Here is an 18,163-nt window from a genome sequence, read left to right as displayed (position 1 = left end):
CCTCCATCTCACCGTGCTGGGCGGAACAAATCATTTTCATCCTCATTCACTGTAAACCACGGATAAAAGGTATTTCTTCTCTCATATCCTTTGGCGTTGACCATCCTTAGTTGGCGTCGCAGAGCATCATAATAATAGATCGTTGCATACATAGATCCGCTGACGGCCTTATCGCCCACATAATTCCAGTCATCAATATAAAAAGGCTGAAAACTGCGGATTACGGCTCCGGTTCCGTCATAGTCAACCCGTTCCGCAATCGCCCATCGGGTATCTGCCCTTTTAGCAGTTTGGATCGTACGTCCAAAGCCGTCGCTAAACACGATGCTGGCCTGAATTTGCTGGGATGGGTCATCCGGGTAGCGATCTGCCGCCAAAATTACCGTATGCGGCGGCTTACGGTCCGCATCGCTTAGCAGCTCGGCCACGGCAGGCGGCAATAGCCGTTGTAGCGACCATGGATCCCGGCCGCGGGCTCTTATCCTGCCGTCCGGCAAAATCAAGCGATTGGCTATCAAGAAAGACCATTGCTTTTCACTATCTGGAATAAGCGCTGACAGTTGTTCAAGCGATATCGTTCCCATCCAGCTATGCGCATCATAGACACAGCAGGATGCAACCGGCAAGGGAGACGTCAGGGCAAGCGCCTGCTCCATTGTCTCGGGCGGCGCGAATTCCGTCTCCGGGCGGAACCCCGTCTCTATCCCTTCCTCCGTGCCCCAGTTCCGGCTGTATATGACCCGGCCGAGAGCATCCAGGGCGACCTGATTCACATTGTTATTCGCGTCGGTAATCTGGATAGCCTCCACAAAGCGGTAATCATATGCAACCTGAATTCGATTGCCAAGCGCGTCTTCGATGGATGTCACCGCACAGAAGTTATCATCCCATGACAATACTTGTTCCCCGGTCAAGAGAGAGGCTTGTTGTCCCAGAATGCGGCAAAAACTCTGTTCATCCGCATAACGGGTAAATCCTTGTTCCGCGACAAAAATATCCGCTTCATCACCCGAACCCAATATTCTTGCGCTTCGTTGATAGCCGGAAGAGGCAAGAAGCGAGTTCAATTGGCTGTCGCTGAGTACGCCTTCATAGGCTTGTAAACAGGCTTCATCGAGAACCGCGCTTCTGGTGTAATGAACCAGAGCTCGCAAATCCGGTTCGCCCCCGCCCGCATAGATGATCTCTGTCTGGCCGCCATAAGCCTGTTCCAGTGCCGGAGATCGTAATAACGTGCCGTCCCCTCCCAGCAACTCTGCGCTTATTCCTTCGGCAGGCACGCGGTCAGCTGAATAGATGAAGGCATCCAGGCGTGTCTGATGGGGAATGTTCAAGCGCCAGCCTTCAGGTTCTGGAAGGTGATATGCTTTTTGCCTTTGCCTTGTCAGGCGAAGCCGCATTTGCTGCGAATCATAACTGCTGCTCCAGCTCGAATCCGGCAGCGTGTGAGGGTACGGATTGTCCTCCGGCTGTGCCCGGCGCGGGTATTGGATTGTTACACTCTGTGTCGCTACGCCGTATTCGTCGAACCATTGCTGTATCTGCTGTGAACACTGCGGATCAGAGGCGATTTGCTCATAGTTGTACGTAAGCTGCTCCAACTGCATGGGCAAGGCAACACATTCCGAATCGGTGCTCTGCACCAAGCGCACTTGATAACGGAAGCTCTCCACCTGATAAGGAGGCAAGTCCATAACATCTCCCGCAAAAATTTCAGTACGCAGCGGCATTCCTTGTAAGGAGCGGTACAGCCAATACTCTTGCCGCCAATTATAAGAATCTAGCGGTACATCCTGTGCCGTTGTGACATCGAATCGAGTAAGCCGGATGGGTTTAAGCTGAAAAGCGGCAGAGTCGCCTTGCCAATATTGCTGTCCGGCGCGTTTTTCATCCTGCTTTTGCCCGGTATGATACCAGGTCCGCGTCAGCACGGGCGGAGTGCTGGTGCTCAGGGCTCCCTCGGAGTCCCGCTCCTCTTCCCTTGTGTCAATGCGGCCGAACCCGGCAAATTCCTTTTCGGTCCGGTCATATACGCCATTTCGGTAAGTATACTTCTGAATCCTGGTGCGGCCGCTGATTTCGTCCAACGTGTGTATGTCCGATACCACGTTGATCGGGAATGGCACACCGCAGACAGCCGATGAGGCAGCCTGTTTCTCATCCAGCCAATATTGGGCGGAGCTCCGGTACAGGAACGAGCTGGAAACTCCGAGATTGTTGCTGACGGTTTGCAATAAATACGGCTTCGCCGCAAAGAAATCTAATTTCCAACTGCGGGGTGCCATGTAGGGCACATGCAGCACCAGACTGGCCGCGCCCAACCCGCGAATGTCGGCAGGCAGCAGCCGGCACAGATCATCAAACCGCACGCCGTCAGGCAGCGGAACTCGAACCGGATCAGCAAAGCCATTGCCGGAAAGATTCCGGTATATGAGAAGAGCATCGCGAGAAGCATAAATGATATCGGATGCACCGGATCCATCAAGGTCTGCAAGATATACTCGCTCAGGGTTGAATTCCCGTTCCGCTGCCGTGAACCCGGGAAGGGCCAGCGGCGCCCCGAACACGCCGTTCCCCAGATTAGGCCAGCATGTAACGCCATCATGCCGGATGCGCACCAGATGAGACTGACCCGATCCCAGCATATCGCTGAATGCCACCAGTTCCTTTTTGTCCACGCGTTCCACAGGCAAAGTAATGCCCGCTTGCTGCCACACTTCGCATGCGCGCTTGAAGCCCGCTTCTTCTCCGGCATAAAACCGGACGCTCTTCGGTCCGATCATAACCAGATCGGTTAATCCTGATCCGGTCACATTGGCAAGCTGTGCCTGCGGATGGAAGAATTCCGTCGGCAGTGCCTGGAGCGGCACAAAACCGGACCAGCTCTTATCCGGATTCATGGTATAGCGCCCCGCAACCCCGGGTTCCGCACTCAACCATTCCAGATACCCGTCGCCATTCAGATCCATCAGCATCCCGTTCCGGGAGTTCGCGGGAATTTGAGGCAGCGGCCGCCAGCTGTCATAGGCGATCCCATCCGGTGAATCGCTCCGGGCGGGCGAACGATAATGCCAGTGGTCATTGTCCTGATATAACAAGCCCGGGATACCTTCTCCGTACAAATCGACAAGCTGATAATGTTCTCCATTCTCCAATTCAGGCACAGGCAGAAAAGGCTGCCAATCGGCCGTTGACTCGATGTCAAATGGCGTATAATCGAATTCCAGGGGCGGCATGCTCAGTATGGTTCCGTCTGCTTCATAAGCCAATCGCCAGACTGCACTCAGCATGGACGCAACGGGGTTCTCGTCGTATTCCAGCTGCATCCGCCACACCAGCGCCGGCTCCTCGCCAAGCTCGGCAAAGGCATGGAACATCAGTATCTGGCGGCATAAGCGGCAGGTTCGGATCTCAAATCCGTAGTCATAGCGGGAAAAACAGTCCGGACGAGCCAGCCACTTGCCCTGGGGCTCGTACAAGGGAAGAACATCCGCTGAAGTATCGTTCTCGCCATAATCCAGGATGACGGAATACAGCCATTGGCCGGACGCCGGGATTTCCTCCTTCCAGACATAGAGGGAAGGACAGGCGACCTTATTTCCATAGCGAATCGATTTCAGATAGCGGTTCGCCCCATATTGATGAGTGTCTTGCTCCAGATTCACGCCTTCATTGTCTTCTGCTTTGTATTGGTAATAAATATGCTCTCCGAAAGGAGAGACGGACTCCTCCACTAACCATTCTGCGATCTTGGCGGAATCGTCAGGGGCGGCAATTCGCGCCTGAGCAGTCTTGCCCAGACAGTGCAGCACCCCGTCGGCAGCATGAATCAGCCAAAACGGCTTTGTTGCGCTCCCTGCTTGCGCTTCCCAGTATTCCAGCAAATGAAAGGCACTCTCGAGCCGGGGAAAATAGCGGGTAACCGTAAACGTCTCGCCTAACGATATCCCTTGGGCGATATCGGTGCGGCGGGTAATGACCTCCCCTTGTTCATTGCTTTCCGGAACAAGCACTTCCCCATCCGGACCAAGGAACTGGTCTTCGGAGGTATAACAGGGTATCCCTCTGCTTGTTCTGCGGCAAATGCGCATCGCTCCTAACGTCCAACCCATTCCATAAGCGCCGTTGCCGTTGCCGCTGGCATAGGACAGGCTTACCTCAGGAGTAATATAGCGGCCGGAGGTTACCGGCAGCGGCACGTTACAACGTGCCATGCCGTCGGAGCCGGGAGCTCCGATGTTTTCTTCTATTCCCTTCATCGATCCGCCGCCCTTTGGCAGCGATGGCGACAATAGCTTGATATCCGCATTGCTAGATTGTGGCATAATCCAATTCCTCCTTGGAGGGGCTTGTGAATACAAGCCCCTGAATATATCTGACTGAAAAGCTATTTCATAACATATCGAATGTGGAAGATGACGTCGTTCAGGCTTTCCAGCAGGAGGCGCTGGTCGCCGTCTTGCCCGGCATGGAATATCGACAGAACGAGTGTGCCGGATACCGGATCCATGCCCTCGAAAGGCAGGAAACGGCTGTCGTTAAGATCCGTGATGAACAAGCCGCTGTCATCCATGCCATGGGAAAGCGCAACGGTCTCGCCGCCTAGCGATAAGGTTGCCTCTATATCCTGATAAGGTCCCAATAGCGCGGGTAAGGTAACCGACAGGTTTTTGATCCTGCGGGTCTTTTCCGCTTGGTTGTAAGAGCGATCCAAGCCAAGAACGGAGAGGTCAAGGGTTGCGCTGAAAATATTGTTTTGCAGCTGTACGCCGACTCCGCTCACCGGGTCAGGCGTCTTTCCGTTTTCGTCCAGAGCCTCCTTGACGAGATCCGCAAACCCGGAGTTCGGATTTGTTTTGCGAAGAAGAGTATCCAGAGAGACTGTTTTTACGGCTTCCATTCCGCGCTTGTCTTCCTCCAGCCACAGATTCTCCAGCTTCTGAAGCTCGAGCAGCAGCGCCTCGCCCGCCAGCAATCCCTGATACAGATCATTCCAGGCCGGGAGGGTGAAGAGTCCAGCCGTTTTATCATTGGCGATTTCTTTCTCTAAAGCCTGTTTGGCCATCATGCAGAGCGGCAATGCGGCGTCATACATTTGATAGTATAGAGACGACAGACGCCCGGCCATCCAGTTGTACAAAGCTTGATTCGTAAAGCGGGTGCTTTGCAGCTCGTAGACTGCTTGCGCGTGCGCCTGTTCCGTCTCCGCCAGCGCAAGTTGCTTGCGCGCCATATCCATCTGTTCCCGCAGGGCCGCAATCTGCGAATCCAGCTGCGCCGCTTCATTCTCGGCAATATCCCGCTGCAGCAGCCAATCCTCCCGGCGCCGGCGGTAGCTTTCGCTAATATCGATGATATTGGCCGTCTGTTCCATGACTCCGGCGGCGATTTGCAATCCTTGGGCTACAGCGGAGCTGACGGCTCCCCAACGGGAACCTCCGGTCGCCAGTCCGAAAACGTTCGGAGCCATATCCAGGCCGCCGGCGATGGCGATCGGCACGGTTGAGCTTGTATTGATGATTCCCGCGGTGGTACGCAGTGCAAGTGAAGCCGTTTCATTTGCGGACATCCAGTTGTCCGCCAAGCCGGCAAAATGGGTCTTCCTCGATTCCGCCCCCGCTTTCGCTGTCATGGCTGCTTCCAGACTTGCTTGCAGCGCAGCCAGGTTCTTCTCCTGAATATCGCGGGTTTGCTGCAGGACAATCTGCTGCTGGGTTTGCAACAGCATGGTCATGGCTTCGCTGTCCTGCTTGGCCAATGCATTTTCCAGGGCATTGCCGAATTGGATAACACTGTTCGCCGCATTGCGCGCCTTGTCGATGACCAGAGGGAAACGATAGACACTCTGACGGCTTTGGACGGAATTGGAGCTTCCCCCCAATCCATCGCCTGCGCCATGCTGAACCTGCAGCTCACGCGGATTCACCGGCTCGGCAAAGAGCGGCAAATGAAGCGGCTGACCGTCCAGGCTCAAGTTGTGCCGCAAATTGTATAAACGCAGTTCGATTTTATCCCAGAAAGCTAACAGTTCATCATTATAAGGCGGCAGGAAATGCCCGTTTTCCGCTTTCAGAAGCGCTCGCAAGGCGAGGATTGGCGCTGCCCGCGAATCGCTTCGGGTCGGCACAGCGGTTACCGCATCCGCTTCGCTTTGCAGCGTCGGATCAGGCCAACTGTGATTGATCCGGATATCAGGACGCGGACCAAGCAGTTGGCTGGCCTGGATGTAATACATCTTGGCTTCGGTCAGGGCATCCCGCTCCAGCATCCGGTACAAGCTGTCGCCGCGGCTGATCAGGAAGTCTAAGGTGTGAATAAATATAGCCAGCTTGTATTGCATCGGGTCGGCCATCGCAATCTCGTCCGGGTCGGTCGTTGCCAGGGACAACGTGTCATTCCACTCCGTGTCCTCCTGCAGCGGCATCACATTCCAGTAGCGCACGTTCCCTTTGTCATCCGTCAGCAGACTGCCGTAGTCATCACGGTATCCGGCGCTGTTAAAGATGAATTGAAACCAACGTTCCGCCAACTCATACCGCTGCTCGGTTTGAAAGCGAACCGCCATTAAAAAAGGAACATGGAAGAAGATTTCCCACAAGTAAAGTCCGTAAGGCCCGTTAAAGGCAGTCATGCCGCCCAATTGTTCATCGCCCTGAATGGTGTAGTCGAACAGTGCGTCGAGGCTCTCTTCCAACAAGGCCGACAGGTCGATATTATTTTTCAGGGTAAGGTCGATAGGACCTCGGATATTGCTTCCTGATGGAGGGTTGTATTGATCGTTGTTAATTGAGCCGTAAGAGTTTTGGAGTGTATCTCCTAAATAATTCGTAACGAAAGAAGGCCCTATAGACGGTCCGGACTGATTACTTAATTGTACAAAAAAACTTTGATTTGCAGGGAAGCTGAATTCCCCACTCTCCCCTTCTCGTAAACTTTTGTTCATGCCTCCAACATGGAGCCAAGCATAGTTAAGGTGGTACCTTTTTTCAAAATAAACATGTATTCTTCCATATGGAAGTGCTGTTAATGTTGCCTTAAAAGAACCTGGATCATCACAGAACAGTTCATTCCCAAAACTAGTAACATATTCGGAGGCAATGGGACCTGAGTGATATGTAAAACTATTTTTGATAAATGAAGACTTTCGGAATGAAGACCAGATTCCGGAACTATTCATGATCCAGTCATTCAGATACTGTTTCTCAACGGCTTCTCCAGCATCATTTTGAGTCTTCTCTGTAGAACACCATTGTACATGTAGGCGATTTTTATACCAGAAAAGCACTGCATAGTTATCAACCGCTTCGCCGATATTGGCCGTGATTTTTTTCCACTGGGACCAGATAGCTGGTACCAGTTTATTGTTATTGTCCTTTTTCAGTGTTAAGCGGCGCCAGTAATATTCGTAAGGCATTGTCTTGGTCCGGCCCACAAAGAATAAAACACTTTCGTCGGCTCCCTTATTTACGCTGATATATTCGAGATCCGCCAACACTTCATATTCAGTCAGGTAGTGTTGCAGCGCGTTCTTTACGGTGTCATCGGTGATTCTTCCCTGACTGATGCTTTGTTCCAGGTTCAGGAACGGATCGGTTTTGTTGTAGCGTAACGACGGATCAATATAGCTGCCTGCATAATATTTCAGACGTTCCTTGCCTGCCCAGGTGGAATAACGCTTGTTATAGGTATCCCAGTTATCCAGGAATTTTCCCGGCGCGAAATGGCTGTTGCTTTCCGGAGTCAGCTTGCCTTCATAGCCTTCGGCGCAGCGGTTCATGTATAACTGCACGCTGCTGATGGCCTCCGCTATCGGCGATGTTTTCACCAGTTCACTGATCTTGGTATCCAGCAGCAAGTATTCATACAGGCTGTCCGCGTCCGTAATCTTGTCCGTAAGCTCTTGCGGAATATTGTTGGCGAGATAATGATTAACCAACGCATCCCGGCGGGATTCTTTAATCGATTGCAACAGGGTTGAAGTAGACATATGCTTATCACCTTCCTTGGTCATGTCGGTTCAGGCTTGCGTCGCAGCCATCAGGCTGTGGGCTACCGAAGTAATCAGATCCATGTTTTCCGCGGTTTTTTCCTCTTCGGCCATGTCAACCAGTTCTCCCAGCGTTCTGCTGCCAACGTTCAGTTGACGGCCCAGGTTGACCCAGCTTTCCAAAGCAAAGATCTGCTCGAAGTTCTTGGGATATTCGTTCTCTCCCAGCAGGTAGTCATTCATCGAGGCGGTATCCGCTTCATTCCAGCCATGGATACGGGCAAGCAGCTTGAGCGCAGTGTCGCGCGTGACGGTCAGCGAATTGGCCTGGGCAAAATAGCGCATAGCCTCCTCGCTGGAAACCTGGACGCGCTGCTGCCATTCCTTCAGGCGGGTCAGTACCAGCAGGAGGTGCAGCGAGGGTACGGGCACCGTATGTTGTCCGTCCATTAGCTGCTCGGGATGCCCGGTCAGCAGGGCCAGATCTTGCTCGGTTAACCCGCACCAACGTACAATCAGCGCATACTGGCTAATCTGCTGGCACCATTGCAGTAATCCGGCTTCTCCTTCCAGGGCCGTTAGTTCATCCTCATGATCGGCGATGAAATACGCTTGAAGCTTGTCCCAGAAAGCCCGCAGCGTAAATGATCCTGTTTTGTCCATCCAGTCAATTACTTGCGCCATCACATTGGCTTTCAGTTTGAAGCCCGCCGCCAATGCCCGGCACAGCTTGTCTGCGGGCAACGTATCCTGAGCATCCGCTCTGGACATGTTCGCGGCGCTGCTAGCGGATTGGTGCACCTGTACCAAAAAATTGTACAGCTCCGGCGTAGCCGTATCGCTGTACCGGTTGGTAACCATTGCTTGCAGGGAGACAACATCCAGCTGATGGGCATCCATCCAGTCCAAAAGGACCTCCGTACGGCGAATAATCTCTAACGCTTCTAAACTGCGAGGGTTAGCGCCAATCGTACGGAGCAAAGTATCCTCGCCGCCAGCCATCAATTTCCACAACAGCTCCGCCTCGGTAAAACGCAATCCAAGCATTTGAGGAATTCGTCCCAAACGATAAAGCTGGGCAACGTTTGTTTCATTGGCGGTGATTTGCTGAGCTTTGTCGCCAAAGCAGTATTTGCCGATACGGGAAAACTCATCGGCGGTCACCCCCATGGCCCCGCAGCAAATCGATTCATATCGATCCTGCTTGCTCACCTCAAATTGCAAAGTAGCCCCCAAAGGTAAGGTAGCCGAATGGTCGGCTGTGCTGAAGAGCGTCTGATAAAAGCTATCTTTGCCCGCTTCTGCATACGTATTGACTTCGCCGATAAAAGCGGCAAACATATCCGATGTGACGCCATAACGCTTATGGAGCCGGGTGAATTCCGCCACTGCCTCCAATACCGGCTTATCCAGAATCAGTTCTCCGCCGTGTTCGATTACGGCGCGGCTGGCATTGGCAATCAGCCAATCCAACTGCTCAAAGGAAAGACCCGTGCTGCGCGCCAGCCGGACAAGCTTTTCCGCCCTTCCTGCCAGAGCCACAACATTATCTGTCGTAAAGTTCAAAACAGGGTTGCTTGTTGCAGCGCCCGCGCTGTTATACTGTTTTACCCACAACGGAGTTTCTTCCGTACCTGTCAAAAACACAGCTCCATAGGTTGAAACCGGAACATTCTCCCCGCCGCCAAATTTTATAAATCGGCTTTTGTACTCACTGCTTTTTGACTGATAATCCTTCTGCATCGTTAAGTCCAGCAATTCATTAAAGCTCAAACCGGTTTTGAGGCAGAAATCATCGACAACATTTAAGGAGGCGGCCAGATCGGCAGAAGCTCGGGTAGTGGCCGTCGGGACGTTGTAATGCTTGGCGATGTCCTCTGCTGTCGGCTCGGGGTTGACCAGCAGACGGAAGCTGTTTGGCGTCAAGGAAAGCGTTTCCCTCGTCGGCGGAGACGGGGTCGTGTCGGCAACAGGCGGCATCATATCGATTATGGAAATGGTATCTTGTCCGGACTCATTCTTTCTCAGGGTAAAGGTCAACGCTTCATCCAAGTCCAGATTCAGCGCCAACGGCTCATTCCAGTTGCTGGCAAGGCTTTCTCCCAGCCCAAAGTAACCGTGTTGCGGCACAAAAATGCGTATGGATGTATCTGTCACCCTTTCAATCTGAACTGGCAGGTGAGTCCCGCTGGGCCTGTTGCCGCTACCTCGATTGATCATTAGGCAGTATGGCCCGCTAATATTGTTGCTCTGTCCGTCGTCGCTGGCCATATAACAATTTGTCAGCAGCTTTCCTTCGAGCGAGACATCGTCTGCCACGCGCAGGAAGTAGTTCCCTTTGTCTCCCCTGCCATAGTACACGAGTTGAAACTTCGCCGGCGCGACTGCGGCCGCTTGCGGCTTTCCAATGTTGATTTTAGCGCTTATGGTTGACCCTATTTCGAGTTTATGCGCAAAAAAGAGACGTTTCCCGCCGGTCTCCAGGTAGAATTCCTCCCCTGTGATCAATACCTCATCATCATCGGCAGCTTTCTGATTGGCGTATGCCGAGTGCCGCGCCTTGCTTATCCGGCGGGCAGCGGCGGAATTCTGCAGGATGGAAGTCCGCTGCGTGTCGAGCAGGGTATCCCAGATCCCCAGCAAATTGGATGAGCGCGCCTCCGCCACGGCATTGATTTGCGCAAGGTCGTCATCATACGGGAGGGTCATCGGATAGTAGGTATCCTTCAAGGATGTCAGCGTGTCAGAGCCTTCGGGCTGCAGCACATCCAGCAGGATATCCAGAGAAGACACCTCGCGGTTCATATTGTCATTGCTGAGAATCAGCGACTTCAAATCAGGACGGCGATTGTCAATATGCAGCTTGTCGTCTGGACTGTGGAGCTGCCGGGCAATTTTATACAGCACCGTCAGGTAACGTCCCGGCGAAAAAAGCGACTGTATAGAGGAGGCTTCCGCATAACCCTCTGGCGATCGCTCCGGGAACAAATCTCCAAAATCGGCTCCGCCTCCAAGACTCCGCTCCAACGCGGCACGCATGCCTTGCAGGCCGGTATCCGCGGATAATTTTGGAAGGCTTTGGACGACAGGATCATTGCGAAGCTGCCAGGCCTTATAAAGCACACATAAGTTTTCTGTCCTCTGGACGGCTAATTGATAAATCTCCTTCGCGTCGGAAGAGGGAATCTCCGGATTGTTTTTCTGAAATTCCGCAAGATTGTCAGATGCAATATCAAAGACTGTCCGATAACCGGACTGCTTAAGCGCTTCTGTTAATTGTTCGGTTCCGAGCCGGAATACGCCGGCCGTGTTGTCTGTTGTTGACACCATGAACTCCTCCTCTTGTGTTCTGAATGATGAGTACTCCGTACAGTCAAAATGACCGTAGACATCAAAACCATAGAAGCTTCCGTTACCGTTTTTGGTTATTCCCCATGAACAGGTCCCCCTTTCATTTACAATCCAAGCATACCTCTCGCCTTCCAAAAAAAAGCATAGATATTTTCATTGATGGGTGAAAATATGTTTCATTCTTCAGGCGCTGGGAGATATAATTTCAATTTCATATTTGAAAGTATGGATGGAAAATAAAAAAACTCCCGCGGTTGCAGTATTTCGCGGGAGTTTGTCTCAATCTGGGGGAGCTTGTATTTAAGCCCCGTAGTATATCTGGCTGCTCAACTTTTTCACTATTTCATGACATATCGAATGTGGAAGATGACGTCGTTCAGGCTTTCCAGCAGGAGGCGCTGGTCACCGTCTTGCCCGGCATGGAATATCGACAGAACGAGTCTGCCGGATAACGGATCCATGCCCTCGAAAGGCAGGAAACGGCTGTCGTTAAGATCCGTGATGAACAAGCCGCTGTCATCCACGCCATGGGAAAGCGCAACGGTCTCGCCGCCTAGCGATAAGGTTGCCGCTATATCCTGATAAGGTCCCAATAGCGCGGGCAAGGTAACCGACAGGTTTTTGATCCTGTGGGCCTTTTCCGCTTGGTTGTAAAAGCGATCCAGGCCAAGAACGGACAGGTCAAGGGTTGCGGTGAAAATATTGTTTTGCAGTTGTACGCCCACTCCGCCTGCAGGGTCAGGCGTTTTTCCGTTCAGAACTTCCTTGACGAAATCTGCAAACCCGGATTCTGCCTTTTCTTTGCGCAGAAGGGTATCTAAAGATACCGTTTTTACGGCTTCCATTCCGCGCTTGTCTTCCTCCAGCCACAGGTTCTCCAGCTTCTGAAGCTCGAGCAGCAGCGCCTCGCCCGCCAATAATCCTTGATACAGATCATTCCAGGCCGGGAGGGTGAAGAGTCCAGCCGTTTTATCATTGCCGATTTCTTTCTCTAAAGCCTGTTTGGCCATCATGCAGAGCGGCAATGCGGCGTCATACATTTGATAGTATAGAGACGACAGACGTCCGGCCATCCAGTTATACAAAGCTTGATTCGTAAAGCGAGTGCTTTGCAGCTCGTAGACTGCTTGCGCGTGCGCCTGTTCCGTCTCCGCCAGCGCAAGTTGCTTGCGCGCCATATCCATCTGTTCCCGCAGGGCCGCAATCTGCGAATCCAGCTGCGCCGCTTCATTCTCGGCAATATCCCGCTGCAGCAGCCAATCCTCCCGGCGCCGGCGGTAGCTTTCGCTAATATCGATGATATTGGCCGTCTGTTCCATGACTCCGGCGGCGATTTGCAATCCTTGGGCTACAGCGGAGCTGACGGCTCCCCAACGGGAACCTCCGGTCGCCAGTCCGAAAACGTTAGGAGCCATATCCAGGCCGCCGGCGATGGCGATCGGCACGGTTGAGCTTGTATTGATGATTCCCGCGGTGGTACGCAGTGCAAGTGAGGCGGTTTCATTTTCGGACATCCAGTTGTCCGCCAGGCCGGCAAAATGGGTCTTCCTCGATTCCGCCCCCGCTTTCGCTGTCATGGCTGCTTCCAGACTTGCTTGCAGCGCGGCCAGGTTCTTCTCCTGAATATCGCGGGTTTGCTGCAGGACAATCTGCTGCTGGGTTTGCAACAGCATGGTCATGGCTTCGCTGTCCTGCTTGGCCAATGCATTTTCCAGGGCATTGCCGAATTGGATAACACTGTTCGCCGCATTGCGCGCCTTGTCGATGACCAGAGGGAAACGATAGACACTCTGACGGCTTTGGACGGAATTGGAGCTTCCCCCCAATCCATCGCCTGCGCCATGCTGCACCTGCAGCTCACGGGGATTCACCGGCTCGGCAAAGAGCGGCAAATGAAGCGGCTGACCGTCCAGGCTCAGATTGTGGCGCAGATTGTATAAACGCAGTTCGATTTTATCCCAGAAAGCTAACAGTTCATCATTATAGGGCGGCAGGAAATGCCCGTTTTCCGCTTTCAGAAGCGCTCGCAAGGCAAGGATTGGCGCTGCCCGCGAATCGCTTCGCGTCGGTACGGCGGTTACCGCCTCCGCTTCGCTTTGCAGGGTCGGATCAGGCCAACTGTGATTGATCCGGATCTCGGGGCGGGGACCCAGCAGTTGGCTGGCCTGGATGTAATACATCTTGGCTTCGGTCAGGGCATCCCGCTCCAGCATCCGGTACAAGCTGTCGCCGCGGCTGATCAGGAAGTCTAAGGTGTGAATAAATATAGCCAGCTTGTATTGCATCGGGTCGGCCATCGCAATCTCGTCCGGGTCGGTCGTTGCCAGGGACAACGTGTCATTCCACTCCGTGTCCTCCTGCAGCGGCATCACATTCCAGTAGCGCACGTTCCCTTTGTCATCCGTCAGCAGACTGCCGTAGTCATCACGGTATCCGGCGCTGTTAAAGATGAATTGAAACCAACGTTCCGCCAACTCATACCGCTGCTCGGTTTGAAAGCGAACCGCCATTAAAAAAGGAACATGGAAGAAGATTTCCCACAAGTAAAGTCCGTAAGGCCCGTTAAAGGCAGTCATGCCGCCCAATTGTTCATCGCCCTGAATGGTGTAGTCGAACAGTGCGTCGAGGCTCTCTTCCAACAAGGCCGACAGGTCGATATTATTTTTCAGGGTAAGGTCGATAGGACCTCGGATATTGCTTCCTGATGGAGGGTTGTATTGATCGTTGTTAATTGAGCCGTAAGAGTTTTGGAGTGTATCTCCTAAATAATTCGTAACGAAAGAAGGCCCTATAGACGGTCCGGACTGATTACTTAATTGTACAAAAAAACTTTGATTTGCAGGGAAGCTGAATTCCCCACTCTCCCCTTCTCGTAAACTTTTGTTCATGCCTCCAACATGGAGCCAAGCATAGTTAAGGTGGTACCTTTTTTCAAAATAAACATGTATTCTTCCATATGGAAGTGCTGTTAATGTTGCCTTAAAAGAACCTGGATCATCACAGAACAGTTCATTCCCAAAACTAGTAACATATTCGGAGGCAATGGGACCTGAGTGATATGTAAAACTATTTTTGATAAATGAAGACTTTCGGAATGAAGACCAGATTCCGGAACTATTCATGATCCAGTCATTCAGATACTGTTTCTCAACGGCTTCTCCAGCATCATTTTGAGTCTTCTCTGTAGAACACCATTGTACATGTAGGCGATTTTTATACCAGAAAAGCACTGCATAGTTATCAACCGCTTCGCCGATATTGGCCGTGATTTTTTTCCACTGGGACCAGATAGCTGGTACCAGTTTATTGTTATTGTCCTTTTTCAGTGTTAAGCGGCGCCAGTAATATTCGTAAGGCATTGTCTTGGTCCGGCCCACAAAGAATAAAACACTTTCGTCGGCTCCCTTATTTACGCTGATATATTCGAGATCCGCCAACACTTCATATTCAGTCAGGTAGTGTTGCAGCGCGTTCTTTACGGTGTCATCGGTGATTCTTCCCTGACTGATGCTTTGTTCCAGGTTCAGGAACGGATCGGTTTTGTTGTAGCGTAACGACGGATCAATATAGCTGCCTGCATAATATTTCAGACGTTCCTTGCCTGCCCAGGTGGAATAACGCTTGTTATAGGTATCCCAGTTATCCAGGAATTTTCCCGGCGCGAAATGGCTGTTGCTTTCCGGAGTCAGCTTGCCTTCATAGCCTTCGGCGCAGCGGTTCATGTATAACTGCACGCTGCTGATGGCCTCCGCTATCGGCGATGTTTTCACCAGTTCACTGATCTTGGTATCCAGCAGCAAGTATTCATACAGGCTGTCCGCGTCCGTAATCTTGTCCGTAAGCTCTTGCGGAATATTGTTGGCGAGATAATGATTAACCAACGCATCCCGGCGGGATTCTTTAATCGATTGCAACAGGGTTGAAGTAGACATATGCTTATCACCTTCCTTGGTCATGTCGGTTCAGGCTTGCGTCGCAGCCATCAGGCTGTGGGCTACCGAAGTAATCAGATCCATGTTTTCCGCGGTTTTTTCCTCTTCGGCCATGTCAACCAGTTCTCCCAGCGTTCTGCTGCCAACGTTCAGTTGACGGCCCAGGTTGACCCAGCTTTCCAAAGCAAAGATCTGCTCGAAGTTCTTGGGATATTCGTTCTCTCCCAGCAGGTAGTCATTCATCGAGGCGGTATCCGCTTCATTCCAGCCATGGATACGGGCAAGCAGCTTGAGCGCAGTGTCGCGCGTGACGGTCAGCGAATTGGCCTGGGCAAAATAGCGCATAGCCTCCTCGCTGGAAACCTGGACGCGCTGCTGCCATTCCTTCAGGCGGGTCAGTACCAGCAGGAGGTGCAGCGAGGGTACGGGCACCGTATGTTGTCCGTCCATTAGCTGCTCGGGATGCCCGGTCAGCAGGGCCAGATCTTGCTCGGTTAACCCGCACCAACGTACAATCAGCGCATACTGGCTAATCTGCTGGCACCATTGCAGTAATCCGGCTTCTCCTTCCAGGGCCGTTAGTTCATCCTCATGATCGGCGATGAAATACGCTTGAAGCTTGTCCCAGAAAGCCCGCAGCGTAAATGATCCTGTTTTTTCCATCCAGTCAATTACTTGCGCCATCACATTGGCTTTCAGTTTGAAGCCCGCCGCCAATGCCCGGCACAGCTTGTCTGCGGGCAACGTATCCTGAGCATCCGCTCTGGACATGTTCGCGGCGCTGCTAGCGGATTGGTGCACCTGTACCAAAAAATTGTACAGCTCCGGCGTAGCCGTATCGCTGTACCGGTTGGTAACCATTGCTTGCAGGGAGACAACATCCAGCTGATGGGCATCCATCCAGTCCAAAAGGACCTCCGTACGGCGAATAATCTCTAACGCTTCTAAACTGCGAGGGTTAGCGCCAATCGTACGGAGCAAAGTATCCTCGCCGCCAGCCATCAATTTCCACAACAGCTCCGCCTCGGTAAAACGCAATCCAAGCATTTGAGGAATTCGGCCCAAACGATAAAGCTGGGCAACGTTTGTTTCATTGGCGGTGATTTGCTGAGCTTTGTCGCCAAAGCAGTATTTGCCGATACGGGAAAACTCATCGGCAGTTACCCCCATGGCCCCGCAGCAAATCGATTCATATCGATCCTGCTTGCTCACCTCAAATTGCAAAGTAGCCCCCAAAGGTAAGGTAGCCGAATGGTCGGCTGTGCTGAAGAGCGTCTGATAAAAGCTATCTTTGCCCGCTTCTGCATACGTATTGACTTCGCCGATAAAAGCGGCAAACATATCCGATGTGACGCCATAACGCTTATGGAGCCGGGTGAATTCCGCCACTGCCTCCAATACCGGCTTATCCAGAATCAGTTCTCCGCCGTGTTCGATTACGGCGCGGCTGGCATTGGTGATCAGCCAATCCAACTGCTCAAAGGAAAGACCCGTGCTGCGCACCAGCCGGACAAGCTTTTCCGCCCTTCCTGCCATAGCCACAACATTATCCGCCGTAAAGTTCAAAACAGGGGTGTCTATTGGAGCGCCCGCGCTGTTATACTGTTTTACCCACAACGGAGTTTCTTCCGTTCCTGTCAGAAAAGCAGCTCCATAGGTCGAAACCGGAACATTGGCCTCGCCGCCAAATTTTACAAACCGGCTTTTGTACTCGCTGCCGATTGATTCATAATCCTTTTGCATCGTTAAGTCCAGCAATTCATTAAAGCTCAAACCGGTTTTCAGGCAGAAATCATCAACATCATTCAGAACGGCGGCCAGATCGGCAGGAGCTCGGGTTAGGGCCGGCGTGACGTTGTAGTGGTTGGCGATATCCTCTGCTGTCGGCTCGGGGTTGACCAGCAGACGGAAGCTGTTTGGCGTCAAGGAAAGGGCTTCCCTCGTCCGCGGAGACGGGGTAGTATCGGCAATTGGGGAGGGCAATTCCCGCGGCTTGCCAATCCGGCGGGCAGCGGCGGAATTCTGCAGGATGGAAGTCCGCTGCGTGTCGAGCAGGGTATCCCAGATCCCCAGCAAATTGGATGAGCGCGCCTCCGCCACGGCATTGATTTGCGCAAGGTCGTCATCATACGGGAGGGTCATCGGATAGTAGGTATCCTTCAAGGATGTCAGCGTGTCAGAGCCTTCGGGCTGCAGCACATCAAGCAGGATATCCAGAGAAGACAACTCCCGGTTCATATTGTCATTGCTCAGGATCAGCGACTTCAAATCAGGGCGGCGGTTGTCAATATGCAATTTGTCGCCTGGACTGTGGAGCTGCCGGGCAATTTTATACAGCACCGTCAGGTAACGTCCCGGCGAAAAAAGCGACTGTATAGAGGAGGCTTCCGCATAACCCTCTGGCGATCGCTCCGGGAACAAATCTCCAAAATCGGCTCCGCCTCCAAGACTCCGCTCCAGCGCGGCACGCATGCCTTGCAGGCCGGTATCCGCGGATAATTTGGGAAGGCTCTGAACGACCGGATCATTATGCAGTTGCCAGGCCTTATAAAGCATGTATAAGTTTTCTGTCCTCTGGACGGCTAATTGATAAATCTCCTTCGCGTCGGAAGAGGGAATCTCCGGATTGTTTTTCTGAAACTCCGCAAGATTGTCAGATGCAATATCAAAGACTGTCCGATAACCAGATTGCTTAAGCGCTTCTGTTAATTGTTCGCTTCCGAGCCGGAATACGCCGGCCGTGTTGTCTATTGTTGACACCATGAACTCCTCCTCTTGTGTTCTGAATGATGAGTACTCCGCACAGTCAAAATAACCGCAGACATCAAAACCATAGAAGATATCCGTTACCGTTTTTGGTTATTCCCCATGAACAGGTCCCCCTTTCATTTAC

The 18,163-nt window shown here is 52.4% G+C and carries 5 protein-coding genes; all 5 read right to left on the bottom strand.

Features of this window, described 5'->3' with window-relative positions; translation table 11 throughout:
• Positions 1–8: 8 nt before the first annotated feature.
• A complete protein-coding gene (locus tag OCY70_RS07260; RefSeq protein WP_261944675.1) occupies positions 9–4,325 on the bottom strand; it encodes a SpvB/TcaC N-terminal domain-containing protein in 4,317 nt (1,438 codons plus the stop codon).
• A 62-nt stretch (positions 4,326–4,387) separates the two neighbouring features.
• A complete protein-coding gene (locus tag OCY70_RS07255) occupies positions 4,388–7,987 on the bottom strand; it encodes a Tc toxin subunit A-related protein (protein WP_261944676.1) in 3,600 nt (1,199 codons plus the stop codon).
• A 30-nt stretch (positions 7,988–8,017) separates the two neighbouring features.
• Positions 8,018–11,317 carry a Tc toxin subunit A gene (locus OCY70_RS07250; protein ID WP_261944677.1) on the bottom strand — a complete coding sequence of 1,100 codons (3,300 nt, stop codon included), beginning with the start codon at positions 11,315–11,317 and terminating at the stop codon, positions 8,018–8,020.
• Positions 11,318–11,676: 359 nt separating this feature from the next.
• Positions 11,677–15,270, bottom strand: coding sequence for a Tc toxin subunit A-related protein (locus OCY70_RS07245; protein ID WP_390905196.1), 3,594 nt, complete (start codon positions 15,268–15,270; stop codon positions 11,677–11,679).
• A 30-nt stretch (positions 15,271–15,300) separates the two neighbouring features.
• Entirely contained in the window at positions 15,301–18,033 is a 2,733-nt protein-coding gene (locus OCY70_RS07240; RefSeq protein WP_261944679.1) for a Tc toxin subunit A, read from the bottom strand.
• Positions 18,034–18,163: the final 130 nt, after the last annotated feature.

This window comes from Paenibacillus melissococcoides (genome assembly GCA_944800085.1).
Lineage (GTDB): Bacteria > Bacillota > Bacilli > Paenibacillales > Paenibacillaceae > Paenibacillus_B > Paenibacillus_B melissococcoides.
This window is presented reverse-complemented; position numbering and strand designations above follow the sequence as displayed.